Source organism: Mucilaginibacter sp. 320_HR (assembly GCF_059691875.1).
Map to the genome: position 1 here is coordinate 138,507 of NZ_JCAWAI010000001.1, position 17,858 is coordinate 156,364.

The following is a 17,858-nucleotide window of genomic DNA, read 5'->3' on the forward strand; positions in this document are numbered from 1 at the left end:
GGCCGATCGTATGCACGAAATCTTATTGCTTTGCCTGGGGCTTATCCTCAGTGTATGTTTCCTTATCGTACTGGCAAAAAAGCTGCGCATAGCTTATCCTATATTTTTGGTGATAGCGGGTTTGGCTATCAGCTTTATACCTGGTATCCCGGTAATTAAGATTGATCCTGATATGGTATTTCTTGGCATATTGCCGCCCATATTGTACGATGCCGCCCAGAATACCTCCTGGAAAGCGCTTTGGAAATGGCGCCGTATTATCATCGCTATGGCTTTGGGGTTTGTGCTATTTACCGCAGGTACGGTGGCTTGGGTAAGCTGGCTCATTATCCCCGGCTTTACACTGGCACAAGGGTTTTTGCTGGGCGCTATCATCTCGCCGCCTGATGCCGCTGCTGCTACAGCGGTACTGCAGTTTGTGAAATTACCTAAAGGCATGGTATCCATATTAGAAGGCGAGAGCCTGCTTAATGATGCCACTAGCTTAACCGTGTTCAGGTTTGCGCTGGCAGCTATCATCAGCAGTAATTTTGTGTGGTACAATGCCGCGGGTGGTTTTGTGGTGGTGGTAATATCGGGTATTGCTATAGGGCTGCTGCTGGGTTTTGTATTTTATGCCATTTACCGCTGGCTACCCACCAACAGCAACCTGGATATCGCCTTCGCGCTGGTGCTACCGTATATTATTTATCTCGCTGCAGAAACGGTGCACTCCTCGGGCGTTTTGGCAGTGGTGAGCGGAGGCTTGTTCGTTTCCTATAAAAACCATTACGTGCTTACCCACAGCAGCAGGCTCAAAGCCAATGCCGTATGGCCCTCAATTGTATTCATTCTAAACGCGGTTATATTCTTTTTAATAGGCCTGCAATTACCGGCCATCATCGGTGGTATAGGTTCGATGTCGTTTTTTGACGCGCTCAAGATTTCGCTTATCATCACCGGAGTTGTTATCGTCTCCAGGTTGATATCGGCACTATTTGCAGGCTGGTTCACCAGTTTTATTGGTAAATACATTACCGTGGCGCAAAGAAAACCAGGATGGCGAAACCCACTTACGCTAAGCTGGATAGGCATGCGCGGTGTGGTATCGTTAGCATCTGCCCTTGCTATCCCGCTCATGATCAATGGCCACGCTTTCCCGCGCCGTCAGCTTATATTATTTATCACCTTCGTGGTCATTATTGTTACGCTTGTTGGGCAGGGATTCACCTTGCCTGCTATAATAAAGATAGTAAAACCGGAGAACCTGCCGGATGAAATGACCGAAGAACACCAGGTGGTTAAAATAGAGCAAAAGATGCTGGCAGAGTCAGAAAAGGTGCTTGGCGGCAAGTACAAGGACGATGTAGGTGCAAACGATCTGCTGAGCTGCAGGCTGGATATTATACGCTATAAGAAAGAACTGTACGAAGGCGCAACGGGTGATGACAAGAAGCTGGCCGAAGCCAACAAAATGTTTAAGCGATTTAAAGCCGTAATGGTAGACGTAATAGAAAGTGAGCGCAGCGCGCTCCACGCGTTCAGGACCGCAGATGGGTACGATGATGATGTTATAACCAGGATAGAGAACCGGCTGGACCTTGAGGAAGAAGGCCTGCAGGGAGAAGGCGATTAAAACCGTTAGATCATTAATCGGTTAAAAGAGAATACTAATTTTGGCGGGTAAGCCGCCATCCTGCATATGAAATTGAAACTGATATTACCCGCGCTGCTACTGTCTGCCGGTGTTTACGCGCAGCAGGCCAAACCGGATACCGCTGCAAAAGCTCCTGCCGCTAAAGAAGACTTTAGTGACGACTGGGCAGACCTACGCCACTACGCGGCAGAAAACAAAACGCTGCCTGCGCCAACCACTAAGCGTGTGGTGTTCCTGGGCAGCTCTATATTCGAGCGCTGGAAAGCATTGGTCCCATCGTACTTTAACAACCCCGATTATATTGACCGCGGAATAAGCGGGCAAATAGCGCCGCAGTTGCTGCTGCGTTTCAGGCAGGATGTTATCAACCTTAAACCAAAGGCTGTAATCATATTGGCGGGCAGTAACGACATTGCCGGTTCGCAGGGGCATGTCACTACCGAAAGAATAATGGACGATGTGGCCAGCATGGTAGAATTAGCCAAACTGCATCACATAAAAGTTATCCTGTGCGCTTACCTGCCGGTGTTTGATTACCCATGGCGCAAAGGCCTGCAGCCTGCAGAGAAGATCATCGCCTTGAACAAAGCAATTAAAGCTTATGCGGCTGCTAATGATTTGATCTTGCTTGACTATTTTACACCTTTGGTGGACAGCCGCAACGGGCAAAAGGCCGAACTGACACTTGATGGCGTGCACCCCAATGTAGCCGGTTACCAGATAATGGCGAAAGTGACCGAGGAGGCTATTGCCAAGGCATTAAAGTAAAACCGACATTATAGCACCAATACCATGAAAATAGCCACTTATAATGTAAACGGGGTTAATGGCCGTTTACCCGTGCTGCTGCGCTGGCTTAATGAGAGCGCCCCGGATATCGTTTGTTTACAGGAACTGAAAGCTCCGCAGGAGAAGTTTCCGGAGCAGGAGATACGTGATGCCGGGTACAATGCTATTTGGCATGGGCAAAAAAGCTGGAACGGCGTAGCGATACTGGCTAAGGGCCTGGATATAGAGGAACGTAGCAGGGTGCTGCCCGGTGATCCTGAAGACCTGCACAGCCGGTATATTGAAGCTAACGTAAACGACATTATTATAGGTGGCTTGTACCTGCCTAATGGCAACCCTGCGCCGGGACCGAAGTTTGACTATAAGCTGCAATGGTTCGACCGATTGATAAGACACGCTGCCGAACTGCTGAAGCTTGAATTGCCGGTTATCCTAACCGGAGATTATAATGTAATGCCAACAGAGCTTGATGTGTACAAGCCGGAACGCTGGGGTGAGGACGCCTTGTTTCGCCCGGAAACCCGCGCGGCATTTAAAGCGCTTACGGACCAGGGCTGGACGGATGCTATACGCAAGCTGTACCCGGATGAGGTGATCTATACCTTCTTTGATTATTTCCGCAATGCTTACGGCCGTAACGCCGGTTTACGCATAGATCACTTTTTGCTAAGCCCCGCAATAGCTCCAAGGCTAAAAGCCGCGCAGGTAGACCGCCATGTACGGGGCTGGGAAAAAACAAGCGACCATTGCCCCGTTTGGATAGAGGTGGAAGATAAGTAGCAGAGTGCTAGTTTGAATCTGCTGAAACAACCGCCACAAACAACGGTTAATACTTTAAATAACAGCATTATGAAAAGGTATTTTGTGATAGGCGGATTGTGTTTAAGCATGGCTGTAACAGCATGCGGCGGTAAAAGCGAAAAGAACAGCGGTGCAGACACCAGTTCGATGAGTGTGGACCCATCAGGCGGCGGAGACGCTACAGGTAGCGGAGCCACCGGCACCACTGCAGATACTTTGGGTATGCATTCTACTGATACGTCTGCTACCGCGGCGACAAAAGGCACAGGTAACGCAGCAGACACCACCCGAAAGTAAACTTGCCATAAGGCAGGAAAGTTAGGTTGGTTTAGCGGCACACCGGTAATCTTGTACATTTGCTGCATGGCACACGTATTGGATAACCCCACATGGAATGCGCTTACATCAAACAACCGGCATTTAGGTAGCGGGAACGACTACGTTAGATTTTTCGACGAGGACGTTTCGCCCTTTGTGGCTTTGGGGGAAAATACCGAAGAGAACTTTCGTGAACTTTACAACCTGATCCCTGCAGAAAGGTCGGTATTGTTTATGACTGCCGGGAGCACGGATATCCCGGATTTCTGGAAAGCAATAGCAACCATTCCAGGCTACCAAATGGTCCATACCGGCGGCACACCAGAGCCAAAAAACCTGGTGGCTGTTAGCGATCTTACAGCAGAGCACATCCCGCAGATGCTTGCCCTTACAAAACTTACCAATCCTGGTCCGTTTGCGCAACGGACGATAGAATTTGGTCACTACAAAGGTGTATTCAGCGGAGAAAAGCTGGTGGCAATGACAGGCCAGCGTATGCACGCAGGGAATTACATGGAAGTAAGCGCCGTTTGTACACATCCGGATCACCTGGGAAAAGGATACGCGCGGCAATTGTTGCTGCATCACATCATCCGCATAAAAGCCGAAGGCGGTACACCCTACCTGCACGTGCGCAGCGATAATGCACGTGCTATAAAAGTATACGAGGACATGGGTTTTGTTACCCGTATCCCGGTTACTTTCTACTTCATGCGTAAGCGCGTGTAGTAAAAAAGCCACGATAAATGTCGTGGCTTTTTTGTATCTTTATGTACGTGGTTTTTACGGTTGGCCTGCGCCGCCTGATGAACCGTAAACCTGCCCGGTAGCGTAGCTCGCATCTGCAGCGGCAAGCTGCACATAAATTGAGGCAAGTTCTGCCGGCTGGCCCGGTCTCTTGAAAGGAGTTTGACCGCCAAACTGTTTTAGCTTTTCCATAGTCGCGCCACCGCTCACCTGTAATGGTGTCCAGATTGGTCCCGGTGCTACACCGTTCACCCTTATGCCTTTTGGGGCAAACTGCTTTGCCAGCGATTTAACAAAGTTCATGGTAGCTGCCTTGGTCTGGGCATAATCATACAGGTCTGCCGACGGGTCGTAAGCCTGCTCTGATGTTGTACCAATAATGGCGGATCCGGGAGGCAAATGCGGCAAAGCTGCTTTAATGATCCAGAAAGGCGCGTATATGTTGGTCTTCATAGTAGCATCAAAATCCTCGGTGCTGATATCCAGTATAGACGGTTTGGTTTGCTGGCGGGCTGCATTGCTCACCAAAATGTCTAAACCGCCCAGTTCTCTAACAGCAGTGTCCACAAGCTTCTTGCAAAATGCCTCGTCGCGCAGGTCGCCGGGTATAGCTACCGCCTTGCGGCCTTCCGCTTTAATTAAAGCAATTACTTCTTTTGCATCCGGCTCTTCAGAAGGGTGGTAGTTAATAGCTACATCAGCACCTTCGCGTGCATAAGCAATGGCAGCAGCACGGCCCATACCAGAGTCGCCACCGGTTATGAGTGCTTTGCGGCCTTTAAGCCTGCCGGTGCCTTTGTAGCTTTTCTCACCATGGTCTGGCCGTGGGTTCATCTGGCTTGCTAGCCCCGGCCATGGCTGCGACTGCTCTTGGAAGGGTGGCTTAGGGTATTTTTGAGTTGGGTCTTCCAGCGGTGCTGCTGTGTTGCCACTTTCGGAGGCTGATGGTCCACCGGCTCCAAAAACCGGCGTTACGGCTGCCGTTGCAACCGCGGCACCTATGCCGCCAATCACCTGGCGGCGGGTTAATTTATCCTGTTCAATCATGGTCGATGTTTTTAATTATTGATTAAATAACCCGCCGTATGTAGATAAGTTTTTATTTCTTTAGAAAAATTGGGAATGATGTAAAGTGTCTAGATCTGATTTCTGCGAACAACTGCGGAGTGCTCAATGTATTGATAGTCAATGTTTAAATCCCTACTGAAAAAAGTGTGGTTTTTGAAGGTTTTTGCTCATGAAAATTGCCTTTGATGGTCGGGTGTTTAGATCTGATTTCATTATATTTGATATTATAAACCACCTGTTTCTATAAGAAAAGTTTGAGTGTACTGTCAGCCACTTGCGTTAGCCGGTATGAGCTTGCATATAGAAGTTATTGTATATTAAACCTTTATATAATTTGAAAAGAATTATACTATGCCTGTTGATGTGTGTGGCGGCTGTTTGTGCAAAGGCTCAAAAGGTGCTTAATGTTAATAATCAGCTAGATCAGCACAAATTTACCTTCAACGAAGTGTCTGTGCTGGAAGACAAAACCGGCAAGCTCACCTTTGCTGACGTGACAAGTAAAGGATTGGTATTCAAGAATAACCAATCATTATATCCCAGCAATAATGTTAATGCGTCCACCTATTGGATGCGTATACGCGTCATATTTAGTGAGACACTGGAAAGTAATACCCGTTTAATAGAGTTTTTTGATCAGACTACAGATGAGGTAACTGCTTATTTACCAGAAGGTAATGGCACATACATAGAGGTGAAGTCAGGCGCAGATGTTGGCTTTAGCAATCGTCTTTTCTACCATAAAAACTTCGAGTTTTTACTTAAAAATACCACAAAGGGGGAACATGTATACTATTTCAGGGTAAGGTCTCATAACCTGGTGAACATTATAATGGTGTATCGTACGGTTGGCTATTTTGTGCGGTACGCGCTTAATGAATACCTCGGTTATGGTCTGTTTTATGGCATGATTCTCATCTTTTGCTTTCACAACTTGCTGATGTTCATAGCTGTACGCAGGAAGCATTACTTGTTTTACGTATTCTACGTTATAAGTGTTGGCCTCTATGAAATGAGTGCTGATGGCATTGCTTTCCAGTACCTGTGGCCGGATATGCCGGTAATAAACCATTATGGATACGGGATAGCGCTGTACCTGATCAGCTTTTTCGCACTGGTATTCAGCAAAGAACTTCTGCAGGTAAAACACCGTGCTCCCTTGTTTAATAAGCTCATTAACTGGGTAATTGTGCTCAGGTCGGTGTATTTCCTGTACTGCCTTATGTTTGCTAAAGGGCTGTTTGTTTACAAGTTTGTGGAAGTAATACCACTATCCGTATGTTTTGCGGCAGGTATTTACATTTATAAAAAAGGGTTTCAGCCGGCGCGGTTTTTTGTTTTAGCCTATTCCATATTATTTGTAGGCTTCATAATTAAAGCACTTACCGCCCTAAAACTGCTCACCTTTTTACCGGCTGCGGTAAGTTATTACAGCTTAAGCGGCTGTTTTGTGATGGAAATGGTGCTTTTATCGTTTGCCATTGGCGACCAGGTACGGTTATTCAAAAAGGAGAAAGAAGCAGCTGATAACGAAGCAATGCTCCAAATGAAACTAAACGCCGAGCTAAAGGATTCTATTAACAGGGAACTTGAAACACAGGTAGTAATCCGGACGAAGGAGGTGGTGGAAAAATCTGAAAAATTGCAATTGCAGAAAGAGGTAATTGAGCGCCAAAACGGGCAACTATTGACTGTAAACAGGCAGTTGGAATTGCAGGCTGAGGAGATATCAAGAATGAATGTACTGCTGGAGAAAGACAATGTTGAACTTAAAACCAGCATTGAACGCGTTACTGAATCCCGGGCGCTTTCTGCCGAGTTAAGTTTTGATGAATTTAGCGCTAAGTACCCTGACCAGGAAACTTGTTTTGGTTTTTTATCCTCACTTAAGTGGAAGGATGGCTATACCTGCATACGCTGCGAGAACACCACGTATTGCGGTGGCCGGCTGCCGCACAGCCGACGCTGTACCAAGTGCAGTTACGAAGAGTCAGCTATTCACAATACCATTTTCGAGAACAACCGAATTCCTATAAATAAAGCATTTTACATCACCTACCTCATGTACATTACTAATGGTAGTATATCATCACACCAGCTGTCGGAGAAGTTGCAAATAAGGCAAAGTACCTGCTGGGCGTATGCTATGCGCATAAAGAAAGTAATGCAGGTGAAAAAGCGGTCAAAGTTAAAGGGCGATCAACAGGGCTGGAGCACGCTGGTGGTATGATCACCAGATTAAAGGGTGTCGTACCGGTAAATTGCGAATAATTTCCGTCACCTCAGGATCGTGGTCCAGTTTCATCCAGGTGTTTAGCCAGGCAACATTGCGGTAAGCCTGCGCGCCGAAAACAAGTGAGGGTTGTGCAACCGGCCAATTGTCCCAGTACATAACATCTTTACTAAATGACCAACTGCTTTTGTCTTTTAGGTACGGGTACAAGAACTCTATGCCCTTCTTTATGGATTTGCCATCGGCTGTAGAGTACTGCCAAAGATTATCCTGTTCGGTGCTTAGAATTTGGCAAATGGTGGCCATTGCATCGAGGTTGAAAATTGAATAGCCATAAGGTTTTGTACGCCTAAGTTCCAGCGGAAAGCTGCCATTTGCAGCCATTTGGTTGGGCAAAAGATCATTTTTAAAGCGCTCTCTGCAGAACGTTGTTAATGCTTCATTGCCGGTGAAACGTGCAAAGCAGGCAACCTGCATTACCCAGCAAGTGCCATGATTGTTGCGGGCATTCATCTCGTCTTTCCCGTATTTGCTGTTAACCAGCCAGTAAAGATAATTTTCGAACCAGCTTTTTATGGCCGATGTTGTACGATTATCAATTAAACCTGATGGTTGCATAGCTATCATTCCTTGTACCACTTCCATCAGGTGGATGGTGTCTATTATGCCTATTCCCCTGCCGGTTGCAACGCCTTTTATGGCTTGCGCATATTGCAGGTTCGGGTTCATCAGCGTTGCGGAATCTATAAACCAGGCTTGCAGATGTTTAACAGCCTGCAGAACGTACTTTTTATCATGAGTGATTTTATAAGCCGATGCAAGTGCGCCAATTACCCTGCTGAAGCGGATCATGGCCAGTCTGTGCGCAGCAAAGTTATCGGGGTTAGTTACACCATCTTTTTGTATGTAAGCGCCGTTTGGATCAGCAGGATTTGGCCACCAATAATCACCTTCCGAATAAAAGTCATGTACTCCACCGGTACTCCTGCCGCTGGCTTGTGCCGTTATGGTAACCGGCTGTTGTTGCATTGCCCAGGCCGCTTCCTTAAGGATGTATGGACGAAGGGTAGCCGTGATCCGATCCTCTATATTGTCGGACTGACTAAAGCCGCAAAGTGCTACTATCATTGGAATGATCAGCAAGAGCTTGCTCTTCATAGTTATAAACTTAAAGTTTGTGTTGGTATCCCGGCGCTGCTCACTGATATTGCAGACTTCCCTTTGTTTAACTTTACGGAGATTATTGCGCGTCCGTTATATACCTGTACTTTGCGTGAACCTGTTGGTGTGCCCAGGTCATCCATCAACTTACCGTCACCTGCAAGGGAGAAACTCACCCAATTTGTTGCATCCAGGCACTGTGCACCGTTGGCGTCGTACAGGGTGACCTGTATAGTTGCAACATCTCCAACTACGTTTACTTTGCTGAGTACAAGTTTTGCCGGTTTACTCCATTTGGCCGTTTGATAACGTTGAGAAATAGTGTCAGAAATGATTATCTTCCCCTTATAAGCTACAACCCTCAATTGATTATCACCCTCTTGATAAGGCACCATCCAGCGAAGCCCCGCTGCGGGGAAATCCTGCGAATTGCGTTGTTTTATGCCATAACTGTTCCCGTTTACAAATAGTTCAGCCCGATCGGCATTGGAGTAAACCTTCACCATTTTAAGCTCATTGGCATCTCCCCACCTAACCGGCCAGCTATGGCCATAAATATGCACCATCGGCTTTGTGGCCCAGTACGACTGAAAAACATAGTAAGATTCTTTTTTAGCAAGACCGCGGTCTACAACACCTTTTTGGTTCATGTAAGGCACAGGGTTGTCCGGCCGTATGGGTGTGGAGAAATCTTTGAATACCCAAAATGCTGAGCCTGTTAGCCAAGGCATAGTTTCCTGTTCTTTAAGATGCCAGTCGAAGAGATTGCAGATGTAGCTTTCACTCCAGTCTCCATCTTTAGAAACCCTGGCAGCACCGCCTATTAAAGATGCATCTCCTGTACGTTCGTCATTACCGCTGCCCGCTTTAATTGTAGCAAGTGCTTTGTCCGGGTTTTCCGAATGCCTGCCCGCGTGGCTATCGCCGCCCCACTCTGCGTGGAAGAAGTGTGGTACTTTGTTAAATTCCTCCTCAGATGTTTTCTTGTATTCGGTATAAACGCCCCTGTACCAGCCTGCCCATATCGATGGCGAGTATACGTCCGGTATGTCTTTACAGAAATCGCAGCGGCGGATAGTCGTTTTGCGGGATGGGTCAAGCTTATGTGCAATGTTGTTCAGCTCGCTCATGAACGTGCGAATCTTTTGCTTGTCAAACTCCTGGAAATCTCCTTCCCAGTCGTTTTCATTACCAAGCCCCCAAAGAATGATTGATGGATGGTTATAGTGCTGCGCAATCATATTGCTGAGCATGGCACGTGCCTGGGCCTTGTACTTGTCGCCACCCATGCCGCCCCGGCACCAGGGTATTTCTTCCCACACCAAAATGCCCAGGCTATCGCAAAGCTGTAATATTCTGCGGGATTGCTGGTAGTGCCCCAGCCTTATAAAGTTTGCGCCCATGTCTTTTATCAGCTGCATTTCGGCAAGCATCATACTATCTGTCATGGCTGCGGCTACGCCTGCATGGTCTTCATGGCGGTGGGTGCCACGTAACAGCAAACGTTTACCATTGAGGTAAAATGGCCCTTTATCTGCAAAAAGGAAGCTCCTGAAACCTACCTTTTCGGCGTGAGTAAATGTTTGTCCCCTATATTTTGCCGTTATCTCAACCGTGTATAGGTAAGGGTCTGTTACGGTCCATAAATGCGGGTTCTTAACGGTAAGCTTGCTTAACTCGTAAGTTGCTGAATCAGTTTTTACTAAATTGATGTCGATAGGCTGTTTGGCAACTATCTTCCCTAGTGTATTTTTCACCAGTATTTCTCCGGAGATATTCCCCCTAGCACCAGGATGATAAAAGGAGAATACAGGATTGATATAGCCTGATTTTATATCTGCCAACACACTTGTTTTAGCTTGCAGCTCACCAACGCTTACTGTAGGCAGGTAAAGCAGGTTAAGGTGACGGTAAATGCCACCATAAACATTAAAATCGGAGAGTTGGGAAGGGATGGTTTCCAGGTCGCGTGAGTTATCACATCGTATCTCCAGCGGTATTTTTCCTTTGAAACGTTTTTGAAAAGCCGGGTCATTCTTAAACTCTGCGACCGCATCTGTAATGTCTACCGTCCATTCATCATACCCGCCCAGATGGCTGCCCACCTTTTTAGTGTAGAGGTAAACATCCGACTTCTGTCCCGCACCCTCAAAGTGTAAAACTGTTCTTCCGCCCGGGTATGGGTTATTTATGCTAAGCTGAGTGCGGTACCAACCCGGCCCCTGGTAGTAATTAACATCCGGATCAACAGCATCCCGCATGTTAAAGCAATGCGGAAGGGTCACCGTTTCCCAAAGCGGCAACGTTTCTGGTCCGCCGGCCGTTTGCGGGCGAACGGCTTCCCACACGCCGCCAAGGTCGCCTTTAACAAACTCCCAGTTTTTTTTAAGTCGGGTTTTTTGCTGAGCCCACCCGGTAGATATTGTTGTGCATAATACAAGTAAGAAGGTAAGACGTAGGTGGGTTTTCATAATCAGGAATGTCAAAAAAGAAACATCAGCAGGTCGTTGCCTTCCAGAAATTTTCTGTCGAAGGCTTTAAGCTTCAGGTCGGGGTAAACAACGCGTGCGGTATGTACCATTCGCCTTATGTTCCCGTATTCGTAGCCGCCTATTTCCTGGTAGGGCCATGCTTGTTCGCCTGCGGCATAAGGCAGTAAAAACTCCAATGCTGTTTTAATGCCCTTGCTGCCCTCGGCAGTTTTATTATAAAGATCAATATTCAGTTGCTGGGCAATAAAGGCGAGCCGGTACCATGCCATTAAGTTCATGTTGGAGTAGTCCCACGCGCGGGTGCGGGCCAGTTCAAGTGGTTGGCGGCCATCTGCGGTAAATTGTTTAGCTATCCGGGGTACTGTATAGTCGGTGATTTCTTTTCTGGCTATCGCCTCGTCACCGGAGAACAGTGCATACACCACTACCTGTACATCATACCAGGTGCCGTGATTGTTTAGTTCTTTTTGCTCGGTTTTGCCATTGTTGCTGGTAAGCAGCCAATGCGTGTACGCTTTAAACCAATCCTTCAAGCCACTGATTAAATTAGCGTCCAATCCGTTCTGCAGGAGCGTTACCGCGTCTGGAATTGGCAGCAGGCGGTTTGTTTCTATAATGCCGATGCCCCTGCCTTCATTTACCCCCGGCACATATTGCGCGTAATTAAGATTAGGGTTCATGGCTGTTGCGGAATTAATAAACCAGGTCTTTAACAATTGGCCCGCTTTATTTGCATATGCCGCTTTTTTGCTGAAGTGATAAGCCAATGCCAGCTTTTTAACTGCAGATGCCATTTTCTCCATCTGCGCGGCATCGTGCAATTCGTAAATTTCGGGGTTGCGCCGGCCGTCTTTGCGTATGTAAGGCTTTCCATCGGCTTTGCTGGAATCAGGCCACCAGTAAGGTGCCTGGCTAAGGTAATCATGCGGATTGTTGCCTGGGGCTGTCTTTTTCTTATCAAAAGTTACCGACCACGGCCCTTGCGTTAACAGCGAGTCGGCTTGTTTCAGCAGGCTGTTTACCTGTAATACGGCATGATGATCATGGGATTGATAAAGTTGATCGGCGTTTTCCAGATCGGCCATGCTGAACAGGTGAACCCGGTTGGTACCGGCCATGCTTTGCGCACGGCCGATGCAACCGGAAACCAAAATTAAAATCAACGCATTAATCAATCTCCCCACACTGCGGGATGGGCTGTAGTTAACCAATCTAAAACCCACCGCACGCATTTGAAGTATTTTTACTGAACTCATTCAAGAGGTTCTATTTTGTCAGTGATATTACATATCGGGCCAGGTCTGCCATTGCCTTATCATTCTCGTAGCCTGCAGGCAATCGCCCGTTCACATATTCGTTATAGAGCCATGGATCACCCACCGCAATAACATATCCTTTACCATGCCTGCTAATTGCTGCAATGGCGGCGCCGGTGTTTGCGGTTAATAATGGCTTTGCATTGCCGGATAAGCCAATGCTGCACACGTCTTTGAGGAAAACCTTAGTTGCTGTTTTAAATACCTTATTGTTTTTAATGCCGATGGCGCCATCGTTAAAATGTGCATCGTCTATAACATGGTTTTGCATATCGTTATTAAAGTGCATGCCAAATTTTGCAGCCAGGATGTTGAAGTGCTGCAGCTCGGTATTAGCGCTGTCATTAGCCATTAACAAAAGCACGCCTCCTTTTTTTACCCATGCAGCAATAACATCTGCATGGGCAGGGGTAATGTAATTAGGACTAGCGCTTTCTTTCCTGGTGTCGGGGTCAACAATAATGTATATGCTTACGTTCTTCAGGTTTTCTGCTGTTGGTGCAACAGGTATCGAATCGAGCTTTGCGCCAAGTTTACTAAACTCCTTACCCCACAAGGAGAAACCCGAATTGCTTTGGTCTTCCCAGGTGTAGTGGAAACGCTGCATTGCACCGTTGGAAGTTTTCTTAACCTCACGGTTAAAATAGTAATCTAAAGCCACCGTTTGCGCCCGGATGTTACAGGCGAAACCTAAGCTTATCACAGTGCTTAACAGCAATTTTTTAATCACGATAGTAAAGTTATGTGCGTGCAAGTTTATAACTGGAAATAGTAGATGCACACCCAAAAGTATTGGCGCAGAGGCGTTAATTGCAGGTTAACGCTTTATTTATTTACGAAATCGTTTTCGGTATGTGGCAGTAAAAGGGACGCTTACACCTCCCGTGGAGCGGTTGATTTTCTTACGAATAATTGTGTTGGCAGGGTAACGGTTTCAAACTCGGTAACCGGCCGTTTGCTTAGTATCAGGTTTAAAAGCATTTCCGCAGCTTTCTGGCCCATCTCAAAGGCTGGCTGATACACGGATGTCAGCGGCGGGTTCAGAGCGTCTGCAAGGGTAGTGTTGGTGTAACCTACAAGCGCTATTTGCTCTGGTATTTTTATGCCCAGTTTATTTAGCAAAAGCAGTGTGGTAGTAGTAATCCTGTCAGACGTGGTGAAAATGGCATCCGGGCGTTCTTTAAGCGCCAGGAGCTCGTTTAAGGAGTTCTCTATCTCACCGATGTCGCGGCCACCGTGCGAGCAATGTTTAATATACTCCGGTGGTACAGTAAGGCCCGCATCTTTAAGCGCCTGGTTATATCCTGCAAGCCGCTCTTTGGTAATAGAGATGTTGGGCGGACTGGTTATATGCGCTATTTTACTATACCCGGAATCTATCAGGTGTTTTGTTGCATCATACCCGCCTTTAAAGTTATCAGCAATAACTTTATGCGTGTCTATCTCGTTGCTTATCCTGTCAAAAAAGACGATAGGCAACCCTCGTTTGTGCAAAAGTTTGAGATGCTCAATATCCTTTGTTTCTGTAGAAAGCGATATGAGCAAACCGTCAAGGGAATGGTGAGCCAGCTGATCTACGTTCTTAACTTCCATCTCATACGACTCGTGCGTTTGAGTGAAGATGACGTTGAACCCTGCCTGGTAAGCAACCGACTCGATACCGTTGATCACCTGTGAAAAAAATTGATTTTCGATAGTAGAAACAACAATTCCAATGGATTTACTGTTCCCTTTTTTAAGACTTTGCGCTATTGGATTAGGCCGGTAGTTGTTCTTTTCGGCATATTCAACAACCAGTTTTTTGGTCTTTTCGCTTATTTCGTAACTATCCCTTAAGGCTTTGGATACCGTTGATACTGAAAGCTGTAAAGCCCTGGCAATGTCCCTTATTGTAATCGCATTAAAATTCATATTTGGTAACTGTCCCTGCTCCTCCGAGTCTTTATTTGCAGTTACCAATGTAATAAAAATTTAGCAATGTCGGGCTATCATAAACCAAAGTGATCAGCGGATGTCCTCTATCTTCACAGCATCCATGTCGGTATAGTCGGTATTCTCACCCGCCATACCCCATATAAAACTGTAGCTCGCCGTGCCAGATCCGGAGTGTATGCTCCATGGAGGTGATGCCACCGCGCCATAATTGTTCACCAGTATATGCCTGGATTCGTGCCCTTCGCCCATGTAGTGAAATACCCGCTGCCCTTCCGGAACATCAAAGTAAAAGTAAGCTTCCATACGCCTGTCATGTACGTGTGCCGGCATGGTGTTCCAAACACTTCCGTTGTGTAAAATAGTAAGGCCCATCACCAGCTGGCAGCTTTGGATGCCATCGGCATGTATGTATTTGTTTATAGTACGGTCGTTAGCGGTCTCCGCGCTGCCTGCCTTTACCTTTGCCGCTTTTTCAAGCGTCATTAACTCTGTAGGGTATGTTTGATGTGCAGGGCATGATAAGATGTAGTAAACTGCCGGCTTGCTTGCATCAGCACTGCTAAAGCTGACTTCTTTTGCGCCTTTGCCTATATACAGGCAGTCCAGCTTCTTCATTTCATAGCCTTGTCCGTCGGCTGTTACCGTACCATCTCCACCAACATTAATGATGCCTATCTCGCGTCGCTCCAAAAAGTAGGCTGCCCGCAGGTTTGGATAGTTAGGTAGTTGCAGGGTCTCGTTCACGGGTTTTGCTCCACCTATTATCATGCGGTCATAGTGCGTGTAAACACAGTTTAGCTGATTGTCTTGTACCAGGTCTTCTATCAGGAAACGATCCCTGATTTTGTCGGTTTGGTAAGTTTTAAAATCTTCGGGGTGTACACTGTGTAATACTTTCAAAGCAATGGTATTTAAGTCGCAAAATAATAGCAGGCAATTCTAACGCAATGAGGTTTTAATAAAAAGAAACCCGGATGTTATTTCTACGAAAACGTTGTAGCCGCGCTGTTGCAGGTTTACTAAAACGTTGTAGTAGAAATATAGGTCGGTTTCGGGGCTTTCTATTGCATTACATCGTATAATTGGAGTTAAATACGGTGTAAGAGCACATCAAAATACCGTTAAACCAATTGTAAAAACCTATAAATTATGATAACTAAGTACACCACTAAGTTATTAATTGTTTGTGTTTTGTTGCTTTCGGCTATGCTGTCTGTTAAAGCGCAGGATACATCAAAAACTGTAGTAACGCGGGGACAGGCCAACAAGTGGCTTAAAGGAAGAAGCTGGGCCAACGGGACAACGCTTAAGCCGCATGCTTCTGTTTACGCCGCGGAGTTTTACCGCCAGTATCATGCCGCTCAAACTACCTGGGATAAAGCTTTTCAGTTCATAAAAGAGCATGATCTTGCTAACCTGGCGCCAGGCAAATACCCTATCGACGGAGATAACGCCTATGCCAGTATAACAGAAGCGCCGTCAAAAGAGCTGGACAAAGCAAACTGGGAATCGCATAAAAACTATATCGACCTCCAATATGTGATAACTGGTAAAGAGAAGATTGGAGTTGAGCAGGTTGCTAAAGCAACAGTCGCCAACGCTTATGATACAGCTAAAGATGTGGCAAACTACACGGCAGAGGGTAAGTACTATACAGCAGAGCCCGGTACGTTCTTCCTGTTTTTCCCTCAGGATGCACACCGGCCTAACATAAAGGTGGATGGCTTTGACAGAGTGAAGAAGCTGGTGATCAAAATTAAGGTTGCAAACTGATGATGATAAAAAAAATCACCATAGCGTTATTGCTATTTGCAGCAGGTTCCAAGACCTTTGCACAACAGGACTATAAGACCGCTTTTGTTTTCGCGCAGCATCAGGCAGATGTAATGCTGAAAGAAACTGAGAAAGCAAAGAATCCCGATAAGCCCAACCTGGTATCGCCACGTACACTGGGCAAAAACGGAGAACTAGTACTGGTGCCTACCCGCGATTGGTGCAGCGGTTTTTTTCCGGGCAATTTGTGGTTTTTGTACGAGTACACTGGTGCCGAAAGCTGGAAACAAAAGGCTATTCCGTTTACCACGTTAATGGAGGCGGAGAAGGCTAATGCGGGAACGCACGATATGGGCTTTAAGCTTTATAACAGCGAGGGGAATGCTTACAGGCTTACACATGATGCCCACTACAAAGATGTTGTATTAGAAGCGGCGAAAACGCTTGTGACAAGGTTTAATCCTAAAGTGGGCTCTCTTAAGTCGTGGGACAACCGTAAGGAATGGAAGTTCCCGGTGATCATAGATAATATGATGAACCTGGAATTGTTGTTCGAGGCAGCCAAACTCAGCGGCGATAAACGCTTTTACAACGTAGCTGTAACACATGCCAATACTACCATGAAGAACCACTTCAGGGAGAACTACAGCTCTTATCATGTAGTAGACTATGACCCTGAAACCGGAGCGGTTTTACACAAACAAACGCACCAGGGATTTGCAGACAGTTCATCGTGGGCAAGGGGACAAGCATGGGGGCTTTATGGTTTTACCATGTGCTACCGCGAAACCCATAATAAGGCTTACCTGCAGCAGGCAGAGCAAATAGCCAGGTTTATCTTTAGCAACCCTAACATGCCTGCTGATCTGGTACCTTACTGGGACTACGATGCTACTGATATTAAAACTCAGCCAAGGGATGCATCAGCAGCGGCGGTTGCCGCATCGGCACTTTATGAATTAAGCACCTACAGCAAAAACGGTAAAAAGTATAAAGCTACTGCTGACAAGATAATAAAGAGCCTGCACACCGCTTACCAGGCGCAGCCAGACAGTGCCAGAGGGTTCCTGCTGCTGCACAGTACCGGCCATTTACCCGCCAAGAGCGAGATAGATGTGCCAATAATTTATGCTGATTACTACTACCTGGAAGCATTATTAAGACAAAAGCGTTTAATTGAAAAGAAGCCGGTGATTAATGCAGCCGGTACTTTAAAGAACTGATATGATACAGAGCACGCTATTTCAATTTGAGGAAGACACGGACTGGCATAACGTGGCACCGGGCGTTATGCGCAAAGTACTAGGTTACGACGATAAGCTGATGATGGTGAAAGTTAAGTTTGACGAAGGTGGCCGTGGCGAATTACACATCCATCCGCATGCCCAGGTTACTTATGTGGAAAGCGGCGCGTTCGAGATGACCATGGGAGATACGGTGAAGATCATCCGCAAAGGCGACAGTTACTACGCCCCACCATATACGGTACATGGTTGCCTGTGTTTGGAAGATGGTATGCTGGTAGATGCATTTAGCCCCGTTAGGTGGGATTTTTTAAATACAAATGCCAATAATTACACGCTATAAGT

16 protein-coding genes are annotated in these 17,858 nt (G+C 46.6%); 9 read left to right on the forward strand and 7 right to left on the reverse strand.

The features are described 5' to 3' along the window. The first annotated feature begins 10 nt into the window (after window positions 1-10). From AC59GT_RS00555 to AC59GT_RS00575, 5 genes are all read left to right on the forward strand, one after another. Window positions 11-1,615, forward strand: coding sequence for a Na+/H+ antiporter (locus AC59GT_RS00555; RefSeq protein WP_497235826.1), 1,605 nt, complete (start codon window positions 11-13; stop codon window positions 1,613-1,615). 66 nt (window positions 1,616-1,681) lie between these two features. Beyond that, entirely contained in the window at window positions 1,682-2,404 is a 723-nt protein-coding gene (locus AC59GT_RS00560; protein WP_497235827.1) for a GDSL-type esterase/lipase family protein, read from the forward strand. Between the two features lie 24 nt (window positions 2,405-2,428). Beyond that, window positions 2,429-3,205 carry an exodeoxyribonuclease III gene (gene xth / locus AC59GT_RS00565; protein WP_497235828.1) on the forward strand — a complete coding sequence of 259 codons (777 nt, stop codon included), beginning with the start codon at window positions 2,429-2,431 and terminating at the stop codon, window positions 3,203-3,205. Between the two features lie 69 nt (window positions 3,206-3,274). Continuing rightward, window positions 3,275-3,523, forward strand: coding sequence for a hypothetical protein (locus tag AC59GT_RS00570; protein ID WP_497235829.1), 249 nt, complete (start codon window positions 3,275-3,277; stop codon window positions 3,521-3,523). Window positions 3,524-3,589: 66 nt separating this feature from the next. After that, window positions 3,590-4,273, forward strand: a complete 684-nt coding sequence (locus tag AC59GT_RS00575; protein ID WP_497235830.1) for a GNAT family N-acetyltransferase — start codon at window positions 3,590-3,592, stop codon at window positions 4,271-4,273. Window positions 4,274-4,327: 54 nt separating this feature from the next. Here AC59GT_RS00575 and AC59GT_RS00580 read toward each other — a convergent pair whose 3' ends face one another. Next, the gene (locus AC59GT_RS00580) at window positions 4,328-5,338 is read right to left on the reverse strand and encodes an SDR family oxidoreductase (protein WP_497235831.1); all 1,011 of its coding nucleotides are present in this window, start codon (window positions 5,336-5,338) and stop codon (window positions 4,328-4,330) included. Between the two features lie 355 nt (window positions 5,339-5,693). On the opposite strand from AC59GT_RS00580, the gene AC59GT_RS00585 reads away from it, so the two are divergent. Next, window positions 5,694-7,589 (forward strand): 7TM diverse intracellular signaling domain-containing protein, encoded by a 1,896-nt coding sequence (locus AC59GT_RS00585; RefSeq protein WP_497235832.1) that lies wholly within the window; start codon window positions 5,694-5,696, stop codon window positions 7,587-7,589. Here the strand turns inward: AC59GT_RS00585 and AC59GT_RS00590 are convergent, their stop codons facing one another. The 6 genes from AC59GT_RS00590 to kduI form a co-directional block, all read right to left on the reverse strand. Next, window positions 7,590-8,750: an alginate lyase family protein gene (locus AC59GT_RS00590; RefSeq protein WP_497235833.1), complete on the reverse strand. Its 1,161-nt coding sequence runs from the start codon at window positions 8,748-8,750 to the stop codon at window positions 7,590-7,592. A 2-nt stretch (window positions 8,751-8,752) separates the two neighbouring features. Beyond that, entirely contained in the window at window positions 8,753-11,224 is a 2,472-nt protein-coding gene (locus AC59GT_RS00595) for a glycoside hydrolase family 2 TIM barrel-domain containing protein (protein WP_497235834.1), read from the reverse strand. Window positions 11,225-11,235: 11 nt separating this feature from the next. Continuing rightward, window positions 11,236-12,501, reverse strand: a complete 1,266-nt coding sequence (locus AC59GT_RS00600; RefSeq protein WP_497235835.1) for an alginate lyase family protein — start codon at window positions 12,499-12,501, stop codon at window positions 11,236-11,238. 10 nt (window positions 12,502-12,511) lie between these two features. Next, a complete protein-coding gene (locus AC59GT_RS00605) occupies window positions 12,512-13,291 on the reverse strand; it encodes a DUF4350 domain-containing protein (RefSeq protein ID WP_497235836.1) in 780 nt (259 codons plus the stop codon). Window positions 13,292-13,434: 143 nt separating this feature from the next. Next, window positions 13,435-14,472, reverse strand: a complete 1,038-nt coding sequence (locus tag AC59GT_RS00610) for a LacI family DNA-binding transcriptional regulator (RefSeq protein WP_497235837.1) — start codon at window positions 14,470-14,472, stop codon at window positions 13,435-13,437. 93 nt (window positions 14,473-14,565) lie between these two features. Continuing rightward, the gene (gene kduI, locus AC59GT_RS00615) at window positions 14,566-15,396 is read right to left on the reverse strand and encodes a 5-dehydro-4-deoxy-D-glucuronate isomerase (RefSeq protein WP_497235838.1); all 831 of its coding nucleotides are present in this window, start codon (window positions 15,394-15,396) and stop codon (window positions 14,566-14,568) included. Between the two features lie 249 nt (window positions 15,397-15,645). Between kduI and AC59GT_RS00620 the strand changes: the two genes are divergently transcribed. The 3 genes from AC59GT_RS00620 to AC59GT_RS00630 are packed head-to-tail and all read left to right on the forward strand — an operon-like array spanning window position 15,646 to window position 17,856. After that, entirely contained in the window at window positions 15,646-16,269 is a 624-nt protein-coding gene (locus AC59GT_RS00620) for a NanQ anomerase/TabA/YiaL family protein (RefSeq protein WP_497235839.1), read from the forward strand. Beyond that, the gene (locus tag AC59GT_RS00625) at window positions 16,269-17,492 is read left to right on the forward strand and encodes a glycoside hydrolase family 88 protein (protein ID WP_497235840.1); all 1,224 of its coding nucleotides are present in this window, start codon (window positions 16,269-16,271) and stop codon (window positions 17,490-17,492) included. The genes AC59GT_RS00620 and AC59GT_RS00625 overlap by 1 nt, the downstream gene beginning before the upstream one ends. 1 nt (window position 17,493) lies before the next feature. Beyond that, window positions 17,494-17,856, forward strand: coding sequence for a cupin domain-containing protein (locus tag AC59GT_RS00630; protein WP_497235841.1), 363 nt, complete (start codon window positions 17,494-17,496; stop codon window positions 17,854-17,856). Window positions 17,857-17,858 lie beyond the last annotated feature (2 nt).

Coding starts and splice junctions, on each gene's coding strand:
- AC59GT_RS00560 (WP_497235827.1), top strand. CDS start 1,682: ATGAAATTGAAACTGATATTACCCGCGCTGCTACTGTCTGCCGGTGTT.
- AC59GT_RS00580 (WP_497235831.1), bottom strand. CDS start 5,338: ATGATTGAACAGGATAAATTAACCCGCCGCCAGGTGATTGGCGGCATA.
- AC59GT_RS00610 (WP_497235837.1), bottom strand. CDS start 14,472: ATGAATTTTAATGCGATTACAATAAGGGACATTGCCAGGGCTTTACAG.
- AC59GT_RS00590 (WP_497235833.1), bottom strand. CDS start 8,750: ATGAAGAGCAAGCTCTTGCTGATCATTCCAATGATAGTAGCACTTTGC.
- AC59GT_RS00575 (WP_497235830.1), top strand. CDS start 3,590: ATGGCACACGTATTGGATAACCCCACATGGAATGCGCTTACATCAAAC.
- xth (WP_497235828.1), top strand. CDS start 2,429: ATGAAAATAGCCACTTATAATGTAAACGGGGTTAATGGCCGTTTACCC.
- AC59GT_RS00620 (WP_497235839.1), top strand. CDS start 15,646: ATGATAACTAAGTACACCACTAAGTTATTAATTGTTTGTGTTTTGTTG.
- AC59GT_RS00600 (WP_497235835.1), bottom strand. CDS start 12,501: ATGAGTTCAGTAAAAATACTTCAAATGCGTGCGGTGGGTTTTAGATTG.
- AC59GT_RS00570 (WP_497235829.1), top strand. CDS start 3,275: ATGAAAAGGTATTTTGTGATAGGCGGATTGTGTTTAAGCATGGCTGTA.
- AC59GT_RS00595 (WP_497235834.1), bottom strand. CDS start 11,224: ATGAAAACCCACCTACGTCTTACCTTCTTACTTGTATTATGCACAACA.
- AC59GT_RS00625 (WP_497235840.1), top strand. CDS start 16,269: ATGATGATAAAAAAAATCACCATAGCGTTATTGCTATTTGCAGCAGGT.
- AC59GT_RS00555 (WP_497235826.1), top strand. CDS start 11: ATGCACGAAATCTTATTGCTTTGCCTGGGGCTTATCCTCAGTGTATGT.
- AC59GT_RS00630 (WP_497235841.1), top strand. CDS start 17,494: ATGATACAGAGCACGCTATTTCAATTTGAGGAAGACACGGACTGGCAT.